25 protein-coding genes are annotated in these 19,997 nt (G+C 59.0%); 8 read left to right on the top strand and 17 right to left on the bottom strand.

The annotated features are described in order from the left end of the window. The coding region (locus tag BUE15_RS18045; RefSeq protein WP_139252409.1) for a transposase at positions 1-286 on the bottom strand (286 nt) is incomplete at its 3' end. 106 nt (positions 287-392) lie between these two features. On the opposite strand from BUE15_RS18045, the gene BUE15_RS21765 reads away from it, so the two are divergent. After that, complete coding sequence (locus BUE15_RS21765) at positions 393-710, top strand: hypothetical protein (protein ID WP_139252408.1); 318 nt, start codon at positions 393-395, stop codon at positions 708-710. Between the two features lie 13 nt (positions 711-723). Here the strand turns inward: BUE15_RS21765 and BUE15_RS18040 are convergent, their stop codons facing one another. The 4 genes from BUE15_RS18040 to BUE15_RS18025 form a co-directional block, all read right to left on the bottom strand. Then, positions 724-1,080 carry a hypothetical protein gene (locus tag BUE15_RS18040; protein WP_139252407.1) on the bottom strand — a complete coding sequence of 119 codons (357 nt, stop codon included), beginning with the start codon at positions 1,078-1,080 and terminating at the stop codon, positions 724-726. A gap of 8 nt (positions 1,081-1,088) precedes the next feature. Beyond that, a complete protein-coding gene (locus BUE15_RS18035; protein WP_073288191.1) occupies positions 1,089-1,541 on the bottom strand; it encodes a hypothetical protein in 453 nt (150 codons plus the stop codon). A gap of 61 nt (positions 1,542-1,602) precedes the next feature. Next, complete coding sequence (locus BUE15_RS18030; RefSeq protein WP_073288189.1) at positions 1,603-1,878, bottom strand: hypothetical protein; 276 nt, start codon at positions 1,876-1,878, stop codon at positions 1,603-1,605. Positions 1,879-1,993: 115 nt separating this feature from the next. Then, positions 1,994-2,746 carry a hypothetical protein gene (locus tag BUE15_RS18025; protein ID WP_139252406.1) on the bottom strand — a complete coding sequence of 251 codons (753 nt, stop codon included), beginning with the start codon at positions 2,744-2,746 and terminating at the stop codon, positions 1,994-1,996. A 78-nt stretch (positions 2,747-2,824) separates the two neighbouring features. Here BUE15_RS18025 and BUE15_RS18020 point away from each other — a divergent pair, with 78 nt between their 5' ends. Beyond that, positions 2,825-3,046: a hypothetical protein gene (locus BUE15_RS18020; protein ID WP_073288186.1), complete on the top strand. Its 222-nt coding sequence runs from the start codon at positions 2,825-2,827 to the stop codon at positions 3,044-3,046. 505 nt (positions 3,047-3,551) lie between these two features. On the opposite strand, the gene BUE15_RS18015 is transcribed toward BUE15_RS18020, so the two are convergent. The 6 genes from BUE15_RS18015 to BUE15_RS17990 all read right to left on the bottom strand — a co-directional run bounded on the left by BUE15_RS18015 (position 3,552) and on the right by BUE15_RS17990 (position 9,468). Next, positions 3,552-3,767 carry a hypothetical protein gene (locus BUE15_RS18015; protein WP_073288184.1) on the bottom strand — a complete coding sequence of 72 codons (216 nt, stop codon included), beginning with the start codon at positions 3,765-3,767 and terminating at the stop codon, positions 3,552-3,554. An 18-nt stretch (positions 3,768-3,785) separates the two neighbouring features. Further along, positions 3,786-5,195, bottom strand: coding sequence for a Fic/DOC family protein (locus tag BUE15_RS18010; protein ID WP_073288182.1), 1,410 nt, complete (start codon positions 5,193-5,195; stop codon positions 3,786-3,788). Next, entirely contained in the window at positions 5,195-5,464 is a 270-nt protein-coding gene (locus BUE15_RS18005) for an antitoxin VbhA family protein (RefSeq protein WP_073288180.1), read from the bottom strand. Before BUE15_RS18005 ends, BUE15_RS18010 begins: the two co-directional genes overlap by 1 nt. A 70-nt stretch (positions 5,465-5,534) precedes the next feature. Beyond that, positions 5,535-7,862, bottom strand: a complete 2,328-nt coding sequence (locus BUE15_RS18000; protein WP_073288178.1) for a TraM recognition domain-containing protein — start codon at positions 7,860-7,862, stop codon at positions 5,535-5,537. Positions 7,863-7,915: 53 nt separating this feature from the next. Beyond that, the gene (locus tag BUE15_RS17995; protein WP_244535975.1) at positions 7,916-8,935 is read right to left on the bottom strand and encodes a DUF5712 family protein; all 1,020 of its coding nucleotides are present in this window, start codon (positions 8,933-8,935) and stop codon (positions 7,916-7,918) included. A gap of 14 nt (positions 8,936-8,949) precedes the next feature. Continuing rightward, positions 8,950-9,468, bottom strand: a complete 519-nt coding sequence (locus tag BUE15_RS17990; protein WP_073288175.1) for a BfmA/BtgA family mobilization protein — start codon at positions 9,466-9,468, stop codon at positions 8,950-8,952. 851 nt (positions 9,469-10,319) lie between these two features. On the opposite strand from BUE15_RS17990, the gene BUE15_RS17985 reads away from it, so the two are divergent. Continuing rightward, positions 10,320-11,099 carry a ParA family protein gene (locus BUE15_RS17985; RefSeq protein ID WP_073288173.1) on the top strand — a complete coding sequence of 260 codons (780 nt, stop codon included), beginning with the start codon at positions 10,320-10,322 and terminating at the stop codon, positions 11,097-11,099. Continuing rightward, complete coding sequence (locus BUE15_RS17980) at positions 11,099-11,635, top strand: hypothetical protein (RefSeq protein WP_073288171.1); 537 nt, start codon at positions 11,099-11,101, stop codon at positions 11,633-11,635. The genes BUE15_RS17985 and BUE15_RS17980 overlap by 1 nt, the downstream gene beginning before the upstream one ends. A 210-nt stretch (positions 11,636-11,845) precedes the next feature. On the opposite strand, the gene BUE15_RS17975 is transcribed toward BUE15_RS17980, so the two are convergent. The 4 genes from BUE15_RS17975 to BUE15_RS17960 form a co-directional block, all read right to left on the bottom strand. Next, the gene (locus tag BUE15_RS17975; protein ID WP_073288169.1) at positions 11,846-12,199 is read right to left on the bottom strand and encodes a hypothetical protein; all 354 of its coding nucleotides are present in this window, start codon (positions 12,197-12,199) and stop codon (positions 11,846-11,848) included. Positions 12,200-12,262: 63 nt separating this feature from the next. Then, positions 12,263-12,493 (bottom strand): hypothetical protein, encoded by a 231-nt coding sequence (locus BUE15_RS17970; RefSeq protein ID WP_139252404.1) that lies wholly within the window; start codon positions 12,491-12,493, stop codon positions 12,263-12,265. A gap of 9 nt (positions 12,494-12,502) precedes the next feature. Next, a complete protein-coding gene (locus tag BUE15_RS17965; protein WP_073288165.1) occupies positions 12,503-12,790 on the bottom strand; it encodes a hypothetical protein in 288 nt (95 codons plus the stop codon). Positions 12,791-12,875: 85 nt separating this feature from the next. Then, a complete protein-coding gene (locus tag BUE15_RS17960; protein WP_073288163.1) occupies positions 12,876-13,898 on the bottom strand; it encodes an ArdC family protein in 1,023 nt (340 codons plus the stop codon). A 583-nt stretch (positions 13,899-14,481) separates the two neighbouring features. Here BUE15_RS17960 and BUE15_RS17955 point away from each other — a divergent pair. From BUE15_RS17955 to BUE15_RS17945, 3 genes are read left to right on the top strand one after another with little or no spacing between them, the layout of a single operon-like run. Next, positions 14,482-14,742, top strand: coding sequence for a type II toxin-antitoxin system HigB family toxin (locus BUE15_RS17955; protein WP_231403247.1), 261 nt, complete (start codon positions 14,482-14,484; stop codon positions 14,740-14,742). Between the two features lie 40 nt (positions 14,743-14,782). Further along, the gene (locus BUE15_RS17950) at positions 14,783-15,139 is read left to right on the top strand and encodes a helix-turn-helix domain-containing protein (RefSeq protein WP_073288160.1); all 357 of its coding nucleotides are present in this window, start codon (positions 14,783-14,785) and stop codon (positions 15,137-15,139) included. A 12-nt stretch (positions 15,140-15,151) separates the two neighbouring features. Further along, complete coding sequence (locus BUE15_RS17945) at positions 15,152-15,646, top strand: hypothetical protein (RefSeq protein ID WP_139252403.1); 495 nt, start codon at positions 15,152-15,154, stop codon at positions 15,644-15,646. Positions 15,647-15,812: 166 nt separating this feature from the next. On the opposite strand, the gene BUE15_RS17940 is transcribed toward BUE15_RS17945, so the two are convergent. Together BUE15_RS17940 and BUE15_RS17935 are read right to left on the bottom strand one after the other, a co-directional pair. Further along, positions 15,813-18,416, bottom strand: a complete 2,604-nt coding sequence (locus tag BUE15_RS17940) for a toprim domain-containing protein (protein WP_073288153.1) — start codon at positions 18,414-18,416, stop codon at positions 15,813-15,815. Positions 18,417-18,519: 103 nt separating this feature from the next. Continuing rightward, a complete protein-coding gene (locus BUE15_RS17935; protein ID WP_073288151.1) occupies positions 18,520-18,828 on the bottom strand; it encodes a hypothetical protein in 309 nt (102 codons plus the stop codon). A gap of 390 nt (positions 18,829-19,218) precedes the next feature. Between BUE15_RS17935 and BUE15_RS17930 the strand changes: the two genes are divergently transcribed. Further along, the gene (locus tag BUE15_RS17930; RefSeq protein ID WP_139252402.1) at positions 19,219-19,917 is read left to right on the top strand and encodes a hypothetical protein; all 699 of its coding nucleotides are present in this window, start codon (positions 19,219-19,221) and stop codon (positions 19,915-19,917) included. Positions 19,918-19,997 lie beyond the last annotated feature (80 nt).

Here is a 19,997-nt window from a genome sequence, read left to right as displayed (position 1 = left end):
AGATGGCAATGGCTTTTTTTAAAATATCCAGCTCCTGCGCCTGCCGCCGGGCTAAAGCCCGCAGCTGGCGCAGCTCGGTCGCCGTGGCCGGGTCCAGCTCCGCCCCACGAGCCGCCGCCACGGGTGTGAGTGCTTCTTTCTGCCACTTGTAGAGCAGCTTGGGGCTAATATTCAGGGCGCGAGCGGCGGCCTGGGTCGAGCGGCTCTCGCCCGCCAAACGCAGGGCCTCGGCCCGGAAGGTAGCGTCATAACGCCGACGTTTGGCGGGTTGGGGACTGTCTTGCATGACATTCGAAAGATAAGACCCTATTCTGTCCACATTTACTCGACCACCTCAAACCTATTCTTCATATTGAATTAGAACGACTGCAAGGTCACTTCGAGAAACAGAAATGGCATTTGACAAGGAAGGATTCCGCGAATGGTTGAGCACATTTTCTTATAAGTCTGCTCCTGAACAATATCCTTACTATTTACAGATCCTTGAAGAACAGTATCTGTGGGATATAGACAGCTTATCCCCAGAGGAGTTCGCAGTTGCAGACGCAAAACTGTCCCAAGAGATTGATAGTCGAAAACAAGCAGGGGTATACGATAAAAAAGACACCAACAATCTCGCTAGCTACTTATCTGCTCTCCGCAGATATAGAGAATACCTGCTCCAGCGAGATAAGAAAACTGCTTTATCACAGCAAATACAGTCATTTTAGTATGAGGGAAGGCTCAATTTTTTTTGAGCTTTCGTGGTTGCTCTTTTTTCACAACAGAGCCTTTTCTTTCAACTGGTTCAGTCGAAGCTTCCGCGTCTTCAGTTGCCTCCGCCGGCCGGTTCTGGTACTCGTCGCGAATGAGGTCGATAAGCTGCTGCTCGGGTACTCTTAGAAGCGCAGCCAGCGCCAGCAGTTCCTTTATGGTCAGGGTCTCGGGCTCCTTGATGCGGCGCTGGGCCGTGCGGTGGTTGATATCCAAGCCCTCTGTAAGCTGCATAATCTTGGTACCGGTCTGCCGCAGCAACTCGGCGAGGGTGCTGGCCGTGACGGTGGCAGCCTGCGCCTGGATGGAGATGAGGTGACGTGTCATGGGCAAGGCTACTTTCTGCTGGTAAGGGGGAGCAAAGGATTTTTAATGGCGCGGAATGAGCGTTGGGGCGGCTCGCCGGCCCGCACCTGGGCTAGCAGTTCTTCTACCTGCTCCGGTTCGAGTAGCTCGCGCATAGGGCCGATAAAGGTGAATCCTCCGAATATGCTCTCGTCGCCGTGCACGAATCGCAGCAGGTAGTAGCGGTCGTCATACGGGGCAGCATAGCGCACCAGCATTACCAGTGCCGGCGGAGCAATGGCGTACTGCTCACAGAGCTTGCCGGCCAAGTCCACGACGCCTAATCCAATACGGTCCCAGAAGAATTGGGGCAGGTCAAGGGCAATGGCCCACTCGTGGGCCGGATGAACCAGCACCTCACTCCGGGCGGATTGGGCTTGGTCATCCAAGAAATAGAAGGGCTCGGCTTGTTGAATACCGGGGATGCGAAGCAGGCTTTCCAATAGTAGAGGGGTCAGGGATGGTAACTCAGGTAGTAGGTTCGGCTTACGTACCGGTGCCCCGTTAGTGACAGCAGCGCGGGAAACTTGAACGGCCGCCCCGCGACGCTTCCTCACGGAGTAGCACCGCATCCTCCCACCGCTCGCTTTCCATTAGCGCCAAAACAGCCCACCGGCAGACCTGCCTGGCATCCGACGTGGCGGCCATCAGTTGGCCAGCCTTCTGCTGGCGCTCGGCAGAAAAGGCCGGGTGGTTGAGAACGAGCGCCAGCCAGGCACGGGCTTTTTCCAGCGGTAGCGGTTCAGTTGTGAAGTGGTCGATAGGAACGGAAACAGCCATAGCTATTCTATGCACAATGTACGAAGCATAATTGCACTTACTGCGAAGCGAGTGGGAGGCGGCCTATTTGCAAAACATCCCGGCTGGCCACTGGCCAACCGGGATGCTGCGAGCATTATCTCATCATCTCAGACCGCATGAGCAGGACCGGACCGGCCACCACATCCACGGGGGAGTACTGGTCAAGCGGATAGGTTTCGTACCACAGGGCCGTGGCCAGCGGGTTGATGGGGCACTCCTTGAATTTGCCCTCATCGTCGAAGACCAGAATCCAGTCCTGGTAAGCCCCGTGCTGGGGATGGTGCACGTCGATGTAGTCGCATTCCAAGGCCGCATACAGCTGCGCCAGCTTGAACGTCCGGCCCTTAACGGGGCGCACTTCCTGGATACTCCCGTCGACTCCCAGCAGCATGGCCGCCCCCTCGGCCGGGAGCATGGCGCGGTGCTGGCGGGCGAAGTAGTTGCCTAGGGCCTTCACGCTGGCCAGCCGCTGCCCGTCCGCGAGTTGAAAAGGGCCGTGCTCGTAGGCATGGGTCAGAAACCGTTTGCCGGTTGTACCACACAGCGCCACGATGCGCGATTGGTCAGGCTGCCCGACCTGCACCTGCACAAACAGGCGCGGCGGTAAGGGCTTCCAGAACGGCTGCCCCTGTTCGTCACCGGCCAATATCTGGCTGCTGTGCAGGCTGAATAGGAGTGGTTCAGCTGCCACGGCTGCCGCCGCTGGTGGGGTAGGCTCGGCGTCCACCCCAAACAGCAATGCCTCCGCCACTGGCCCGGAACCATCTTTGAACTGGTAATACCAGGCTCCCTGCGCAAAGTCGCGGGCCGCTACCGTCAACGGCTGCTCCACCCCAAAAAGGCGCACGCTCTGCCCAGGATTAAAGCGCGCTGGGGCGGTTCCGGCCGGTATTGGGTGAGTTAGACCTTTTACCCAGCGTAGACCATGTGGGCCACGAAATCGCACTTGCTGGCCCGCCGCTACCAGAGCATTTTCGGCCTTATCGTCGGTACGGTTGAGGTAGCCGCTCAACTCTGCGCGGCAATAAGCTGCTGCCTCAGCTATGGTAGCGAACAGCGCCGCCGGGAAGCTGTCCCCGTACTGGCGAAGAACTTCAAATTGATAGCTGGCAAGATGGGTATTTTCCATGCTTTAAAGGGTGTTTAGAGTGGTTGCTGATTCTAAATGGTCAACATTCGCTCCTTCCCCTTAGTTGCACTTTATACAATTCTTATTCGTATTTTATACTATAATTTCTTGTCTTGTGGTGTATCTGACTGCCATGCAAAAACTCAAAAGCCTTTTCGGCCGCGTGACCGAAAAGGCTTTTGGTAGCTCTGTGCTACAAGGATAGATTCTACTACGCTAAGACGTTGCTGGGGCTAGAATTCTGATGAGCCGCTCAATGGGGATTCTGGGAGTGAAGGGGTGCGTGTTGCCCCACGCGTGGGCTTTGATACGGCACACATCTTCGTCAGAGAGGCCCACATGGCCAAGCTCGGTTTGCCCCCTGAATACATGGCAATGATTGCCGAACATATTCAGGGTGAAAGTAACGGGAACGTGTTCGTGGAGTAGGTGCAGAAGCGGGTAGTATGCGGTTGACATGGCAACAGAGAGAAATGGTACACCTAGAATTTACAACATAAATGTCATACTTCCTCTGCTTCCCTTAGTTCTCCTGACCTTTCGGCTTGGTCGGCGTCCAGTCCATCCACTTCCGCTCGGTTTGGCAGTGGGTGCATTGCATCAGCAGCTCCGTTCCTACGGGGTAAACTTCCAGCACTTCCAAGTGGGCGTGCAGCGTATCCTCTCCGCACGTCACGCAAGCCAGTAGCTCAGTGCCGGCCAGCTGCTCTTCCAGAAAGTGTAGTTCGTCGTCCTGCATAGCAGCAAGGTACGAGGCTTACCGTTCGATGCCACCGCTGCTGCGACCAATGGCGGAGCTGCCGCGCTCCTGCACCGGGACGGTGGTCAACACCCTAGCGGAGTTGCGCAAGTCTTCCAGATGCTTGCTGGTGCCCAGCCCCGGCAGCTTCTCGGCCGCGTCAAGCGACCGGCGGAAGCTCTCCGCGTTGGGGCCGACAATTACCGGGTTGCGCGCTACGTCCTTCGCCACCTCGCGCAGGCCGGCCCCAGCGGCAGCCTGGCCGTGGGCTTCCAGCGCCTTGGCCACCTCGCGGGCGGCAGTGGCAAACACGGGCTGGGCCTCGGCGTGTGTCCTGGGGGCTGCGGGCACCGACGGGGTGCTACTCCTTGCTGCCGAAGCCGCGGGCTGCCGCTGCGCGGGCAGCGCTACCAACTCCTTGCCTTCGGCAAGCTGCAGCACCTGCACCGAGGCGGCTTTCAGGCGCTGGGCATCGGCCAGGTCGAGCGGGGTATCCTTCATGGCCGGGTGCTTAAGAATCTTGTCCGCCGCCTGCTGAAACTCGGTGATGCTTTTGCCCTGGATGGCCTTGGGGTCCAGATTCACGGCCTCCACCTGCTGCCCCAGCCGGATGCCCTGCTCCCGGTTGCCGGGTCCGGGCATGTTGGCCACCACGCTGGCTACGCGGTAGCCGGTCACCTCAAACTCCCGCCGGGCATCCACTGCCTTCATGGCCGGGCTTAGCTCCGGGGTGGGCGTCACGGCCTGGCGGGGGTCGCGCAGCCCCTCCCCTATCGCCCCCGGGGTTGGGGTGATAATTTTCTGAAACATCTCTTTCAGCGGCTGCAGATTCTTCGCCGCCTCGGCGGGCGGGTACTGTCGCACGATGGCCAGGTCGCGGCTGCGGTTTAGAATCTCCGGGCTGGCCCGGTTGAAGTCCACGTCGTAGCCGGCTTCCTTGCCCAGCTGGGTGAAGGTGGCCTGGATGGTGCGGCCGTTGCCGTCCCGGAAGGCGTGGGCGTGGTTGTACTGGTCGAGGTAGTAGGCGGCCCGCTCGGCAAACTTCTCGGCCGAGAGGCCTTTCAGGTTATTCTCGCTGTTAAGCTGCGCCCCGATAGCATCCAGCCGCTCAGGTATTTCCTTATGGGGCGCGTACGTCATGGTTTCGCGGAAGCCGGTGACGCGGGTATCCTTGTGGCCCTGAAACTCGCGGTCGGCCCGGGTCTCGCCGGCCCACTGGTACACGCCACTAAACAGCCGCTCGTGCACCTGCTTCAGGTGGGCCTGGTCGTACTTCCCGCCCTGAATGCCGCCCTGCGTGTTGACCAGCTTCAGGCGGGGAATGGAGGAATCGGACTCGGCCTGCGCCAAATCCTCCTTGTTGGTAATTCCGAGCTTGTTAAGCCGCACGCCATTCTCGTCGCTGAACCGGTCATTGAGCACCGCCATTACTGTGCTGGGCTGGTGGGCGTGCCGGCTCCGGGCTTGGCCGCGTAGCGGGCCCTGAGCATCTTGTCGGTTAGCTCAATGACCTGCTCAATCGTCAGCTCGCCGTCGACGTGGCGCTGCATCAGGGCCAGGGCCTCCGGGCTGGGCGCGGGGCCGTTGCTCATCATCGTGGCAATGGCGTTGTTGCTGTCGTGCTCGCGCTGCTGGCGGGCGGCTAGCTCTTCGGCAGTAAGGCCGGCCGGGGCGGGCGCAAAGAAGGTCTTGCTCATGGCTTTTCGGAAATAGAATGTGGTACTAGTAGAACGCTGAAACGGCCTTATTTGTCACTTTTAAGCGGTTTTACGCCTCATTTTTTGTCCCTGCTGCTAAGGTGTTTACATGCTTGGCCAAGGTTTCTTTCACCTCCTGGCGCACCCGTAGAAAGTTCTCCTGCACCGTGCGCGAAAGGGCGCTGGCCGGGTCTTCCCCCGGGCCGCCGAAGCTCACCATCTGGTGCAGGGGAAACCGCTCGGGCGTAACGTCGGCCCGTGCAATGGTGCCCTGGAAAAAGGTGCTGCCGGTTTCCACCGTCTGACCGATAAACTCGCCCTGCTGCAGGCCAATGGTATCCTGCACCCGCACCAGGCTGCGCTCCTGATAGCTGGTGCTCTGGTTGGTGGAGTTGTTGCGCGCCCCGCTGCCTTGGCTGGTGCCGGTGCTCGTGCTTACCATCTCTTTGTCTTCGCGGCCCACCAGTTCGGAAATAAACTTGGCCGTTTCCAGCGAGTTCACCTTACCGAAAAACTGGTTGTTGAGGTTGCTCACCATCACCTGCATCTTCTCCTTGCCGTAGGCGTCCGTCATCTGGCTCAGGTCCTGGGTCATGTACACCATCGCCACCTTGTTGCTGCGGGCCGTGGCCGGAATCACCTCCAGCCCCGGCACGTAGAGCGTCGCGGCCTCATCGAGAAACACGTAGCTGCGGTGCTTATTCTGCTGGTTCATTAGCTTGAGTGCTACCGTAATCACGCAGCTGACCACCGGCGAAAACGTGTCCTTTAGCGTCGGGTCGTTGCCGATGCACAGCAGCTTGGGCCGCTGCTTATCGTTCAGGTCGAGCGAAAAGCCCTCACCGTTTGCCTCGTCCGGGGTCAGCACCCACACCACCTCGGGGCTGTTAATCTTGGTCAGGTTCACCTGCAGCGTGCCCAGCACCGCGCCCACCTGCTTGTCGGCGCGGGTCTGCACCGCCGAGATAAGGCTCCGGGCCTGGTCGCCGCACTCCAAATCAGTTTCCAGCATACTCAGGACGTGGGTGTAGTCCTTGTACATGGCCGTGGCCACAACGTGCGGAATGGTGCAGTACTGCGGGTAATGCTTCTTGTAAAACCAGATGATGCCGGTCAGGTACGCCACGGAACTGGTATCGAAGAACTCCATCTTGCGGATGCTCGACGGGTTCAGGTTGTTGATGATGGCCTTGCTATACTCCTCGGCGAAGGCCACCACCGGCATATCCGCTGGCCGCAGCGGGTTCACCCGCTCGCTGCGCGTCAGGTCCCGGAAGTTGATGATGTGTAGCTGCACGGGCGGCTCCGCCGCCGGCTGCGGCTCGGGCTTGCTGAACAGGCCCGTCAGCCGGGCCTGCAGCCGGCCCTGGAAGCTGGCCGCGTAGCTGGCGGCCTGCTGCTGCTCGCGCTCCTTGCGGCGCTCGGCCAATACCAGGGCTTTCTGCATCGCCTCGGCCAGCACCGGAAACTTGAAGTCGTACACCAGCCCGGCAAAGTTCTGGTAGGCAAACTGCTCAATCAGCGGCTCCCCTATCGAGTAGGTCTTGCCCGCGCCCGCGCCGCCTAGCACCAGCGTGCCCCGGTACGGGTTGGCTACCGTAATCCAGCCCCCGTCCGCCGTGGGGAAGTGCACGGCGTCGGGGCTTTTCACCTTGCGGCGCTCGGTGCTCAGCCCGAAAGCCGGCTTCTTGGTCATAGCCCACAGCAGCCCCACTACTCCCCCACTGCCCAGCACGGCCACGGCGGCTCCCGGATAGCCAAACTCGATAAAGCCCGGCGAGTAGTGCTGCATGTTCAGCAGCACGTAGCCCGCTGCCAGGAATAAGGTCCCGCACAGGCCCGCCACAACGCGCAGGGCCTGCCGGTTGATGACGTTGCGCCTAACCTGCCCGGGCCTCGCCTGCGGGGCTTTCTGCACGAATACAAGCACCAGCCCGGCCAGCAGCAGCAGCGCCCGCAGGTACACCCCGGCCGGGCCGTAGAAGCGGGCAGCTTTTACCAGCAGCTTGCTCCCCATGCCACTGCCAGCTTTAGCCAGCGCGTCGGTCCCGCCTTTGGCCTTATTCAGCGCTTGGTCGGTGGAGTGCGTTACGGCCACCGCGCCGCTCGCCGCCCCCTCCCCTACAATCGGGCGGGCAGTGGCTTCGGCCTTGGTAATGCGAGCTTGGCGCTGCCGCTCGGCAATGCGCGCCGTGGTAGCCGCCAGCCGCTCTTTGGGCGTCAGGCTGTCTGCTGGTATGCCGGCCGCCTCGATGAGTTGCGCCCGGCGGGCCTCGGCAATCTCGGGGCCATGCAGGAGCATATAGTAGTCGCCGCCGATGATGGCCAGCAGCAGCAGGACAATAAAGAGGCCCGCGCCCTGGATAACGGCCGCCGGCCGGGGTGCTTGACTGGTCATAGGCTTGAAAGCTGATTTAGGTGAGTAGAACGACGATGGGGTGAGTGGGCACGCTACATTTCAATGTCCAGCTCCGCGCTGTTGTGGCCCCTTTTCTCGCTCAGATGCTCAGTCTTTTTCTCGCGGCCCGTGTTGGAGCGCACCGCTTGCTGCACGGCGTGGAGCATGGTGCTGGCCGCGTGCTGCGGTACCGGCTGCTCGCGGCCCGTGCTCAGCAGGTGATAGGCGTTATCAATTGGCTGGCCCTGCTGCGCCCGCCGCTCGACGGTAGCCAGGGAGCGGTAAAACGTTTTGTCGTACTCGCGGCCCTGGGCAATCTGCTGGACCCGCTGCGGGTCCAGTCGCTCTTCCTTCAGCACGCGCAGGTTGAGGGCGGCCACCCGCTCCCCAATCCTGACTGCACGGCCGGCATCCCGGCTACCATCGCGCTGCTTGGGTCGTAGCTTTTCGTGGGCCTGGGCCGTGTAGCCAAACTGCTTTTCAAACTGCCGCCCGGCCGCCGCCTGCCACTGCATCAGGTCGAAGCGGCTGCGGCGTCCGCCGGGGTTGAGCGTGACTCTCTGCTCCGCGTCGCGGGCACTCACGATGACGTGAATGTGCGTCTGCAGGCCCGGCCGCTGCTCGCCTATCTTAGCCTGGCCAGTACTCACCTCCGGGTCGGTGCCCCGATAGCTGCGCTGCTGGTGCAGCGTGGCTCCCCACACCAGGTCCTGGCTGCCTAGCTCCCGTCCATCCTTCAGCTTGAAGTTGGCAGCGTACTGCGCCATCACCTGCCGGGTATAGTCTTTCAGCTTGGCCTCGTCGTTGCCAATATGCGTCAGCTCGGCCTCGCTGGGGCTAATTACCAGGGAGTAGAATTTTGCCTCGCCGGCCCGCAGTCCCTTCACGTTAGAATCGATATTCTGCCCCACCTCGGCTGCGCTGAGGTCGTCGCGGTCAGCCCCGAAAAACGTGGCTTCCTCTCCATCGCGTCCAGCTTCCTGCCTAAGATAATTAAGCGTTTGCGCGCTGCTTCCGCTGTTGCTGTAAGCCGCTTTTCCGTGAGTCGCGGGGTTGATTAGCTTGATATACATCGGTGGCTGTGCGCTTAATTCTTGACTGCTTTTGCCACCGTATCGCCATCATTTATTCTGCCTGCGCCCACTTGTTGAGCGGCAGCTATTGCCTCTTTTGCCTGACGCTCAATCATGTCTTCGTTCTGCGCCCGCAACTGCTTTAAGCCCTCCCGCTGCTCGTTTAGCTGCGCCTCATTAAGGCCGCTCAACTGCTGCGTCAGGTTGTTTACCAGGATTTCATTCATGCGCAGCACGCGCTCCAGCGTCACCCGGCTACGAAGCATTTCCTCTAGCATCGGTAGCAGCAGACTACGCTCCTGCTCCTGCAGATACCCAAACACCCGGTCCCCGAGCTTCTTCACCTGCTGCATAATCAGTTGGCCTTCGCGGGCCACATCCTCCACCGGGTGTAGTCCGCGCTCCGCGAAGTAGCGCACGGCCGCACCGGTGTAATCAGCCTGGCTTATCTGCAGCCGCTTGGCCTCTTTGCTCAGCAGAAAATGAGTGGCCGCAGGTACGTTGACGCTCTTCGTAGCAGGGTTGGTTGGCATAGGTAAAGACAATCTTCTGCCCACCCTCTTTAGGTTATTTTTAACCTATGAATCAGCTAGTTATCTTAACAAACCTACAAATTTAAGCTTTGCTTAAATACAAGTATCACACTTACAGATGCTTAGCACCCTGTATGTGATACTCTTCTTGCTAAGACTACATACACTACATCCAAGAGGGCTTTCAGAATTATTTGAGAACTATTTCAGAACTACGAGTACGTATTACGAGCGGCATTAGGTTAGCCCTTATCTATCGCTACCTCACTCTGCTGCTGTATCCTTACCTGTTCCTATCCGCAACGCCCCTCCTGCTCTTACCGCACTGCGTCGTCTTAGCTGCTGTTTATCTAGACACTAGGTGTAGCTGCTATCCTTTCCCGTGCTCATTAGCCCGCAAGAACTTTTTGACACCTATTACTACTTTACGACATTACTACTTTACAACTTTGACCAACATAGGACAGCTGTCGTTGTCATTAAGCTAAACATTGCCTACCATAGCTTATCTTACTACTTTACGACATTACTACTTTACTACGCTAACAACCTGACTCAGTCGACGTGTTACTACTTTACTACAATGCGACTTTACTACACGCATAATTTATGAGAGTACTAATGCGGAATCCTTATCGTTCTACAGCATTACTACTTTACTACAATGCATTTTTACTACTTGTAGCATATACTACTTTACAACTTATTGCTTTTACTACTTAGTCATTTTACGACTACACAACTTTGCGACAATGCGACTTTACTACTTTGCGACATTTCCGCTTACATTTGCTTTCCCCGGGCCTGACCATCTGGGGCATCAGCGCTAGCTTACCTTAACCAGTAACCCCATGTCAAAAGTCATCAGCTTTGCTACCCAAAAGGGGGGCTCGGGCAAGTCAACCCTGGCCCTCGTCCTCGCGGCTCCTCTGGCTATCGAGTACGGACTGAAAATCGCCATCCTGGATTGTGACTACCAGCAGAGCATCGTCAAAACCCGCAAGCAGCTGGACGAGCCCAGCCTGGCTATCCTGCGTGAGTCAGACCCTGCGGCGGATTACCCCTACGACGTGTTCCCCATGTCGCTGAAGAGCATCTTTGACTTCATCGACAATCCGGAAAACGACTATGACCTTATCATCATCGACATTCCCGGCCGGGCCGACGGGGAAGACGTTTTTAACGCTCTCACGGGCTGCGACGCGGTAATAGTGCCGCTGGTATCGGATTACCTAGACCGCGCCTCCACGGCCGAGTTTATGGGCATCCTGGAAGCGCTCAAGAAAGCAGCCGACAAAGCCGAGGTGGATTTCCAGTATTTCGGCCTGGCCACGAAGCGCATCAGCGGCCGACGGGAGGAAAAGGAGATGGACGACTACATTGACGAGCTGGGCCTCTCACGCTTCCAGTCCTACCTGAGCCACCGCATGGTGTACAGCCGCGCCTCCACGCTGCACAGCCTGCTGACCCCGGCCTACCGCAACTACGCCGGGGGCACCAAGGATAGCTCAGAGGAAATCCGGCGCGTATGCGACGAGCTGATAGAAAAGCTGGACCTGCCCCGACGCAAAGCCGATGTCGAAGCTGAGCTGGAAGAAACGACCGATACCAACCCAACCGAAATCAAGTAATGGCAAAGTCTCCCTTTGTAAAAGCGAAAATTGAAGGCCCCCGGAAGCGTATCCCGGTTGATGAGACCTTGCGCGCCGAAGCCCGCGCCGGAATGGGAGGGGAGCAAACCCGCCTGGAAGCCGAAGGCAAGGCAACTACCCCGGCTGCGGCTGCCCCTGCAGAAGCGGTAGCGGCCCCAGTAGTACCCGCCGCGTCCGAACCAAAGCCCGAGCCGGTAGCAGCAGTTGAGCCAGCACCGGAGCCCGCGCCGTCTACTGAGCAGCCGGTGGCGGAAGCCGCTACGACTTCCGCGCCTGCGGCCCCGGTTGAGCGCCGTCCCCGTGGCCGCAAGCCGACAGCAGCGGGCCCGGAGCCAACGGGCGAGTTGAAAGGGGTGAGGATTGCGGAATCTGTGTGGTCGGAGATTCGCAAGATTATCGTTCAGCTTCCTAAAGGGCCGGATATGCCCACAAATATCATCGGCTACCTGCACGCGGCCCACCGACACTACGAGGCGCACCTGCGCAAGCAGGGCAAGCTCCCCCCAGTCAATTAGCGCGCTTGGCAGGACTGGTTAAGGATAACTAGCTGGCTTAGTCACCGCCCCCGCTTATCTAACAATGCCGCAGCACATTTGCGGCTGATGCTCCAACCAAGGGCAGCTCCTAGCAGAGCTGCCCTTGGTTTTTTTGGGCAGTGGGGAAGAAACAGTCAGCGCGAACCAGCTGTTTTCTTGCTGGTAAGTGCTGAGTCACCGTATCCTTCTTTACTGCAGCCGGGTACTGACGCGGGGGCCATTACAGTCCTGTAAAGTCGTTGTGAGTCGGTCAGCTACGATGGCCAGCCGTTGGGGAGCTGCTGGCATATCACTGCCAGCCAGCGGCAGAATCCAGATGTGCGAGCTTCCGCAGCCAATCTGGTAGCCCGGCCCCATCAATTCCCGCACAGCCGGGGCGAGGTCACGCAAATCCGCTTGGTGCGTGTGATGCTGCACGTACTGGCGAAGCTTTGTCAGCCGGCTTCTTTCGGCTTTGTCACGCGGTTTTTGCTCAATGACCAGGTACGCTTCCTGCGCGGGGAAACCCGTGGTACTCGGGTCGGATTGGGGAGAAGGATTCATAAAGCAAGGGGCAAGGGGAGAAGTTGGCCGACTGCGGACGGTCCGGTGGGGTAGGAGAGGGGGCTACTGTTGAAAAAGCAGGTCGGCCGGTGCTACCTGGTGCCACTCTCCGGTCTGCAGGTAGCGAACCTGAAACTGGCCCCGCCGGGTCCGGGCCTGGCTCACGCGGTACCCCGCCGGCGCTGGCGCGGCCTCGGTGGCGGCGGCCCGGTGAAATACCGACCAGCAATTGTTGGCAAGGGCCTGCTGCACGTCACGGGTAGCGTGCCTGATTGTGGTTAGGGGACTGCTCATCGTTAGGGGTTATAGTGCTAGCTGGAACTGCCCGCCGTGCTGCTCGCTGGTGCGGCGCAGGCCTTCGCAGGCAATGGGTCGAACTGCCCGCACCAGCTTCAACAGGGACTCATAGGCAGCTGACGTGTCAATCTCCAGCCCAAGGCGCTCGGCAACCTCCTCGGCGAGCACTTCGCTGTTAATGCCTTTATCCAGCTGCCGCATCAGGTTTTCTACGTCGGCAACGATGGCAATCACCCGGCTGCGGTACTCGTTCCAAGCTGGGCTCTGGATAGTGGGGGCTTCACTGGCTTTCATAAGCAGACTAGAATTAGAATTAGAGCTAGGGCTAGGATTAAGGCTAGGGCTAGCCGCTCGCAAGCGGCCAGCCCCGCCCGGCGGGCTATGCGAGCTGCAGCCAGCTCAGCTCGGCGGCCATAAACTCGCGGTCGATGTCGTCGAGCACCGCGGCCGGCGCGCTGGCTACCGGCGCGGCTGCCGGGGCCTGTACCTCGTCGGCTTCGCCCTCCGGCTCCGCCGTCGTCCCTAGTATCAACTCAGCGGCGCGCTGGGCTTTGCTGGCGGCCTGTACCACGAGCTTCTTATCATTCTTCAACCGTTCCAGCCAGTTCTGAATGTAGGCCACGGCGTTTTCTTCGGTCTGCTCGGTCGCAATGCCGGCCGCCGCGCTCAGAAAGGATGCGCCCATTTCAGCGGTCAGCTCCTCGCGGGCGTAGCTGCTGCTTTGCTTGCCCTCGCCGGCGGTCAGGTCGGCGCGGTCAAGGCGGCTCTGGTGGCCGGTGCTGTGCGTCAGCTCGTGAAACAGGGTCTGATAGTATCCCTCCGATGTGGTGAAGGTTTCCGGCTTGGGCATGTTCACGAAGTCCAGCGCCGGTGAATAGTAGGCCCGCTGGTGCAGGTGCTGAATGGCGGGCTTGCCGTCCCACGCCTCCACGATGCCTTCGGCCACTTCGCTGGGGGTAAACTCCTGCTTGGTTACCTCGGGCAGATTGAACTCGATACCCTCAATGTCTTCCACTGAAAACACGGTGTAATACTTCAGGAAGGGCATTTTCTCTTCTTTGCCGGTCTCCTTGTTCTCGCGCTTGCTGATGTTGTAATACACTACCTGATGGCCTTTAGCCCCTTTTCTCACGTTGCCGCCCAGCGCCAGCGCCTGCTTGAACGTCATGAAGAAGGGGAGGGCTCCGCTGAAATGCAGCAGGAACAGGTTGATTCCGCTGTACACGCGGCCGGTGGCGTAGTTGCGGGGGAGGCCATACACCGCGTTCCACGGCTTGCGCCACGGAATGATGCCGCCTTCCAGCGCCGAAATAATCCGGTCCGTCACAATCTGGTACACGTCGGGCCGGGTTGCGGCTGCTTTGGTGGCTTTCTTGGCGGCGGGCTTGCTGGTCTTTTTCATGGCTAAAAGGCTGTTGTTCCGTTCGTTTGTTATACTTATTAAACGACAGCAACGCGCAATTAGTTGCATTTTATACAATTATTATTCGTATTTATTACAAGTATTTTCTTTTATTCAATCCCCTCTATCTCCGCCTTTTTTCCCCACCGCCCCTAATTCTGCTTGGTCACGAAACAGTAGAAGACTCACGTGCACCCTGCTGGGAGCGGGGCGGCTTTTTCAGCCGGCTGGCTCCCAGCTCCGACTCTCTTTTCAATGGGAGAGGCCATCAGGCGGAGCCGCCGGCCTGCGGTCGATGGAGCACAGCGCAGTCGTCGGCAGGCCGGCGGCTCCGCCTGATGGCCTGTGTGCCGGCTTTTTGCGTGAGGGATGGCAGGGGTTTAGTCCGCAGGACCGTAGGCGCAGCCGCAGCCCCGAACAGCCCGGCCCGAAGGGACACGCCCAAATTTCTGTATTGTGTAAATTTTTTTACCTTATCCAGAAATTTTACGTATATTTACTTAAGACCTGTAACCTGTGCCCCCGCGTCGCTTTTTGCTAGACACTATGCTTATTGACTATGGAGATACTTACTAAGAAAAGATTGAGAGACTATGGAAATACCCAACACCCTGATGTAGCCCAGGCCCTGCTGGAGTGGTTTGAGATGGCCGAGGCGGCTGAGTGGCAGACAGCCGCTGATGTACCCGCTCGCTACGTCGGCAACAACCGCTACGTGTTCAATATTCTGGGCAACCGCTTCCGCCTGATTGTCCGCATCTTTTTCCCGGCTTACCAAGTGTACGTCCGCTTCGTGGGCACCCACGCTGAGTACGACCGCATCCCCGACACTTCGACGGTCTGAGCCACCTTCTTCTATCCCAATCATTCACCCCACACGCACAATGGCACTCATCCTGCACACTGAAAAGGAGTATCAGGCCGCTATGACGCGGCTTGAATACCTCATCGACAACGAGCCCGGCAACCTGGACGAAATCAAGGCCCTCGGTCACGCCGCGAACGAATACGAAAACGACCATGGCCACCGGCCCATCTCGCCCACCTCTCTGGTCGGCATGCTGGAGCGGGAGATGGTAGCGCGCCGCCTGAAAAAGCAGGATATGGCGGCCCTGCTCGGTATTGCCAACAGCCGACTGAGTGAAGTTCTTAACGGCAAGCGCGCCATCAACCTGGACCTGGCCAAGCGCCTCTACCAAAAGCTGGGCATCTCTGCCGAACTTATTTTAGAGTACGCTTAGTCACTTATCTGAATGTCAACAAGCTGGTTTAACAAGCCACGCTACTTCAAACATTTCTTAAAACCTATTACGATGCCAACTTTCGCGACAGGCTTTGCCGGTGATATAATCGATAATAACATACGGATAGCCAACTTCTCAGCTAGCTACCATTCTAGTTACAATCCTAATTATGACTTTTTCGTTGTCAATATCTTTGATACCAATGGACAACAACACTGGGGAGAAGTGTTTGTACCCAAAACAAATAATATACAGAACCAAACAGCTTTTATTCAAAACCTTACCAAACAGGTACTAGCAGCAACAAATCCCATTTTGACATATTCCATCGAGAAGTTTGTCATGAATAAAAGCCAAACTAACGACCACGCTTATATCACATTCGACTACAAAAATTCCTTACTCACAGCACAAGTCTGGCAGCATAATTCTAATAACTACGTACAGCAAAACCTGACGTGGAACATGACATTGCCAGCGATTCAGCAGCATTTAGGGCTTTAGTTGTGTAGCTCATTTTTTATCAACCACCAATTATAGCTGCATGTATTGATGCAGCTATAATTGGTGGTTGAGCGGGCCTTTTCGTTGTGAGCATAGCTCACTGGTATAGCAACATCGGTTCAATCACGATGGCGCATTATTCTCTACGATGCTATTGGCATATAAACTACCGGTTAATGTCTATAACACGTGCCGGGTTAGTCACCTCCTGACTTTTGCTCAACTCGCGCCGCTCGGCCCGGTCGCTGCTGTGCTCCATAACGTGGCTACCGGGCTGCTCTGCCACTGCGTCCAGCGTGGGGCTAATCCGGCTCAGCTCCGGCTGGTCAGTGCGGTAGGACACTTTCATCTCCGAGTGGCGGATACCATCGGCGGCGGTGGTACTCTGAATGTCGCCGGCTTTAGCCCCGCTGCCGTTAACGGCGGCCTGCACGGCCTCAGCCTGGCCTCGCTCGCCTGGGGCAATGGCGGGCTCGTCCACTTTGATAATAACTTGCTTCTCGCTGCCTGGAGCACCAGCCGGAGCTTCTAGTTGCGGCTTCTCAGCCACATCCAGGCTACGGTCCCGGTTGTGAGGCTGGATGGGGGCCACTTCGGCCGCTGCCTGGCGCGCTGCCTGGTCGGCTTCGCTCTCCGCTACCCGCACGCCGGCGTACTGCTCTCTTCCGGCTTCGGCGCGAGCGTTGGTGTTGGTCACGATGGCGTGAATGATAGCAATATCGGGCCGGTCGTTGCGGTAGGTCATATCGAACTCCGCCCGCCGGATGCCCTGCTCATCCACGGTGCTACGAATCTCACTCGTCCGCATCGAGTAGCCGGAATTATCCAGAATTTCCTTCCAGGCCTCGGCGCGGCCGGTGGTGTTGGGCTCCAGCTCATCGATTTGCCAAGTTGCTACCTTTACCTCCGCCTGGGCTGCCGGCAGGTCGGCTGCCACCGGGCGCGCCGCGAAGCGGGCCTGGTCGCGTAGCTCAGCCTGCTCGGCCTCATCGACTTTGCGGCCGGTGGGAGGGGGATTATCGTTGATGTATTCCTTTAGCAGTACCAGGCCCGCGTCCCGGGCGTGCACGAACTGCGCCGTGTGCGCTGCCGCTTCCTGCTCGGTTCGGTACGAGCGGAACGACTTCTCCTCATCCTGGCGGCCGGCGTCAGCGACTGCCGCGCCCATCATTGCCTGATTGAAGCGACGGTCCTCCGCCTGCCGCTCGGCCTGGCTTTCGGGGCTGTTGTCGTCTGCACGCTGCTGCCGCTGCCGCTCATCGTACTGGCGGCGGGTTTCCTGCTCGGCGCGCTCCATCGCGGCGGAGCGGGCGTATTCCGCCTGCCGCTGCTGCTCGCGCTGGTCCCGCTCAGCGGCGCGCTGCTGCTCGTCCAGCTGCGCCTGGGCGCGGATTTGCTCGGCGCTCAGGCCTTGCGTCTTTAGCTCCAGCTCCCGGTTCCAGTCTTTAGCCTGCGGGTAATCGACCCGGATAAAAGCCTCCTGGCCGCGCTCCTGCTCAGGCCGCAGCTGCTCCCGCTGGCGGTACAGCTCCTGGCTGATTACTTCGAGCTGGGCGGTATCGGCCTTGGCCACCGACAGGCGTAGGACGGTTTCCCGCTCGGTGCTGCGCTGCACTTCCAGCTCAATGGTAGGGCCGGCTTCCTGGGTGCCGTTCATCCGGGCCACCCGCTCGGTTAGCTGCTGCACCTGGGCCGCCCCGCTCTCGGCGCTGTCGTGGCGGTAGCTCACTTTCAGGGCCGTGTGGTATTTATCCGACGTGGCGTGCCACTCCACCGGGCGGCTGGCTTCCCTGTAGGCTTCCTGGTCGGCCACGGGTACCAGCGGGCGGGCCGGGTGCAGTTCGTTCATATAGTTCATGTTGAACTGTCGCCCGCCAGCGTCGCGGTCATTGGCCAGCACGATTTCCTTGGGCTCCTGCTTGTCAACCACCCGCTGAATCAGGGCCACCTGCGCTTCGGTGGGCGTGCCGCTGGTAGCCACGTAAAGAGTGTTCCGGGGGTCCTGCGCGTGTTTCAGCTGGTAGTGGGAGAGGGAGTCAATGGCTGACTCGGACACGACTACCCGCTCGACCGGCGTATCCTTACCCTGGGTGGGGTGCGATACCCAGATGCCGTTTTTAGGCAGCGGCAGCAGGTTCTTGTAGTGCTCGTTCTTTTGCTCGACGCTGGCCAGGCCCTGCTCGTTGTAGAGCGGGAAAGCGGTGTTCTTGTGCTCGTTCTGCTGCGCGGTGAAGATGCGCCCCTGAAAAGCCGGGCTATCAATCGTGCTATCGGTGATACCCCGGCCGTGCAGGTAGCTGCGGTCGATTAGCTCCTTATTCACGCCCAGCACCTCGGCAATGAGGCGCGTTTTACGGTCTTCCTGCTGCTGGCGCTCATGGTCCGGGTCGCCCACGGGCAGGGCATTGAGCCGGCTCACGTCCACCGGGGCAGCATAAACACGGGCTGGGGCAGGCCCGTCATGCAGATACTCGCGTAGCTGCTGGCGAACCTGCCCCAAATTCAATCCGTGGCCGTTGCCGCCCCGGGTTTTCGCAAAATCAATAACGCTGCCCTTGTCCCGGTCGTCGCCGGTGTTCAGGTACACCTGGTGGTCGGCCTTACGGGTGACGATGAGCACCTCCCCGTCTTTTTCGAGCTGGTGCCAGTCGCCGCGCTTGCCTTCCTTCCTGACTTGATAGCCCTGCCGCTCGGCGTAGTCTACCAGGTCAATGTCACGCTTGAACCGGTCAAGCTCGGTGGGGTCGTTTTCTCGGATAGGGGCATTCATCGCGGGGAGCTTACAAGTGGTCGTTGATGACCAGTAGCTCCGGGCGGGGAAGGGGAGGCAGGAATGAGTCCGCCTGGCTACCCAGAAAACTATCCGGTCGAGGTTACGGGGCTGGGGCTGCCGATGCGCCGGCGGCGTGCTCGGTGCCGGGCAGGGGAGGGGTGCCGCTGTCGAAGCACTTCAGCTGCTTCTGGAAAGTGGTCAGGGCCTCCTGGCTGGGAAATAGAAAGCGCGGGCTCTCGCTGTTGGGCGGAATCCTGATTAGCTCAGTGGCTACGTCGAGGTTGCGGAGCAGGCGCTGCAGCAGGCGGGGCTCTTCGCGCTTCAGGGAGTTGTTTTTCAGTCCTACGATACTGGTGTAGGGCAGCTCGTGCTGCTCGCAGAACGATTTCAGCTCCCCTTTAGGAAGCATCAGCAGGCGGAATTGAGCATAGCGTAAAACGTCGGCATAAGGGACGGTGAGATTTAGGTCGGGAAAGCCCAAGGGGGCCGAAACGTGTACAGATGGTACCATGCAAGAGGTGGCTTTGTGAGGGATGAACAGGTGTGTTAGTAGACCTAACGAGAGGCATAATCTACAAAGACACGAATTCAAGCCATTCGCTGCAAATGGCTAATACAAAACTCGCAATGGTACCCCGCGCTCCGGTAGCAGCTCAACGGCAGTTGGCTCGGCCTAAACGCGGTTGCCCATCCCTAACGAAGAAACTTATCAGAAGTTTTACAGAATACTAAAAGAATCATTTTAGAAATCTTTCAGAACTCTTTCAGAATAGCAGTCGTAAGCAGGGCTCATATGAAAATGGCCTTTATCGTTGTGTTCACCCTGTTTTTACTGTTTGCCCTGTCCGGCTTGGCTTGGCGGCGCATCAAGAGTAAGAGCAAGCCGGCTGACCTCGTGGCCAAGAGCAACCACCGCTCGGTGTGGTCTTTTCATTATGGCCCCGCAACTATTCTACCTTCCCTGGAGGTAGTCGCGCCAAGTCCGCCGCCGGCTCCCGGCAATGCGCTAGCCCGGCTCATGCCCGACGAGGACCAGCGGGTACCGCAAGAGCAGGCCCAAGCCGCAGCGGCAGCTGACAGCGAAGCGGCCAAGAAACCCATCCCTGAACAGGCGCAACAGCCAGACACGCCGGGTCCGGCTTCCGGCAAAGATGCCGGAACGACCCCGCTGCAGTCCTCGCGCCACGCGCCCGGCGCAAAGGTGAATGTGCTGGAGTTGCTCGGCACTGATAGGACAGAGCCTGCGGTAGCACCGGCCACGGCCGAAGCGGCGACAACTGCCGGCAGCGAGCCGGCCAAACCAGAAGCGGCCGGGGAAGTCACCGTGCCCCAGGCCATCTACAGCAACCCGCTCACGGAAGCCACGCGCACCAAGAATGATGAGGCCAACCGCAAAGCCGCCGCGGAGCTGAGAAAAAGCAACCGGGCGGCCCTGCGCACCGGCACCGATAGCCAGAAAGCTGCCCTGACCGCCCTCATCAAGGAAGGCTCCGCCTAGCCATGCATCCCTCCGGCACTACCCCTTATTTCCGCGCTTCTTCTGCCCTGCTTATCGGGCGATAAGCGCCCTACTTCCTT

The organism is Hymenobacter psychrotolerans DSM 18569, from assembly GCF_900142395.1.
GTDB lineage: Bacteria > Bacteroidota > Bacteroidia > Cytophagales > Hymenobacteraceae > Hymenobacter > Hymenobacter psychrotolerans.
This window is presented reverse-complemented; position numbering and strand designations above follow the sequence as displayed.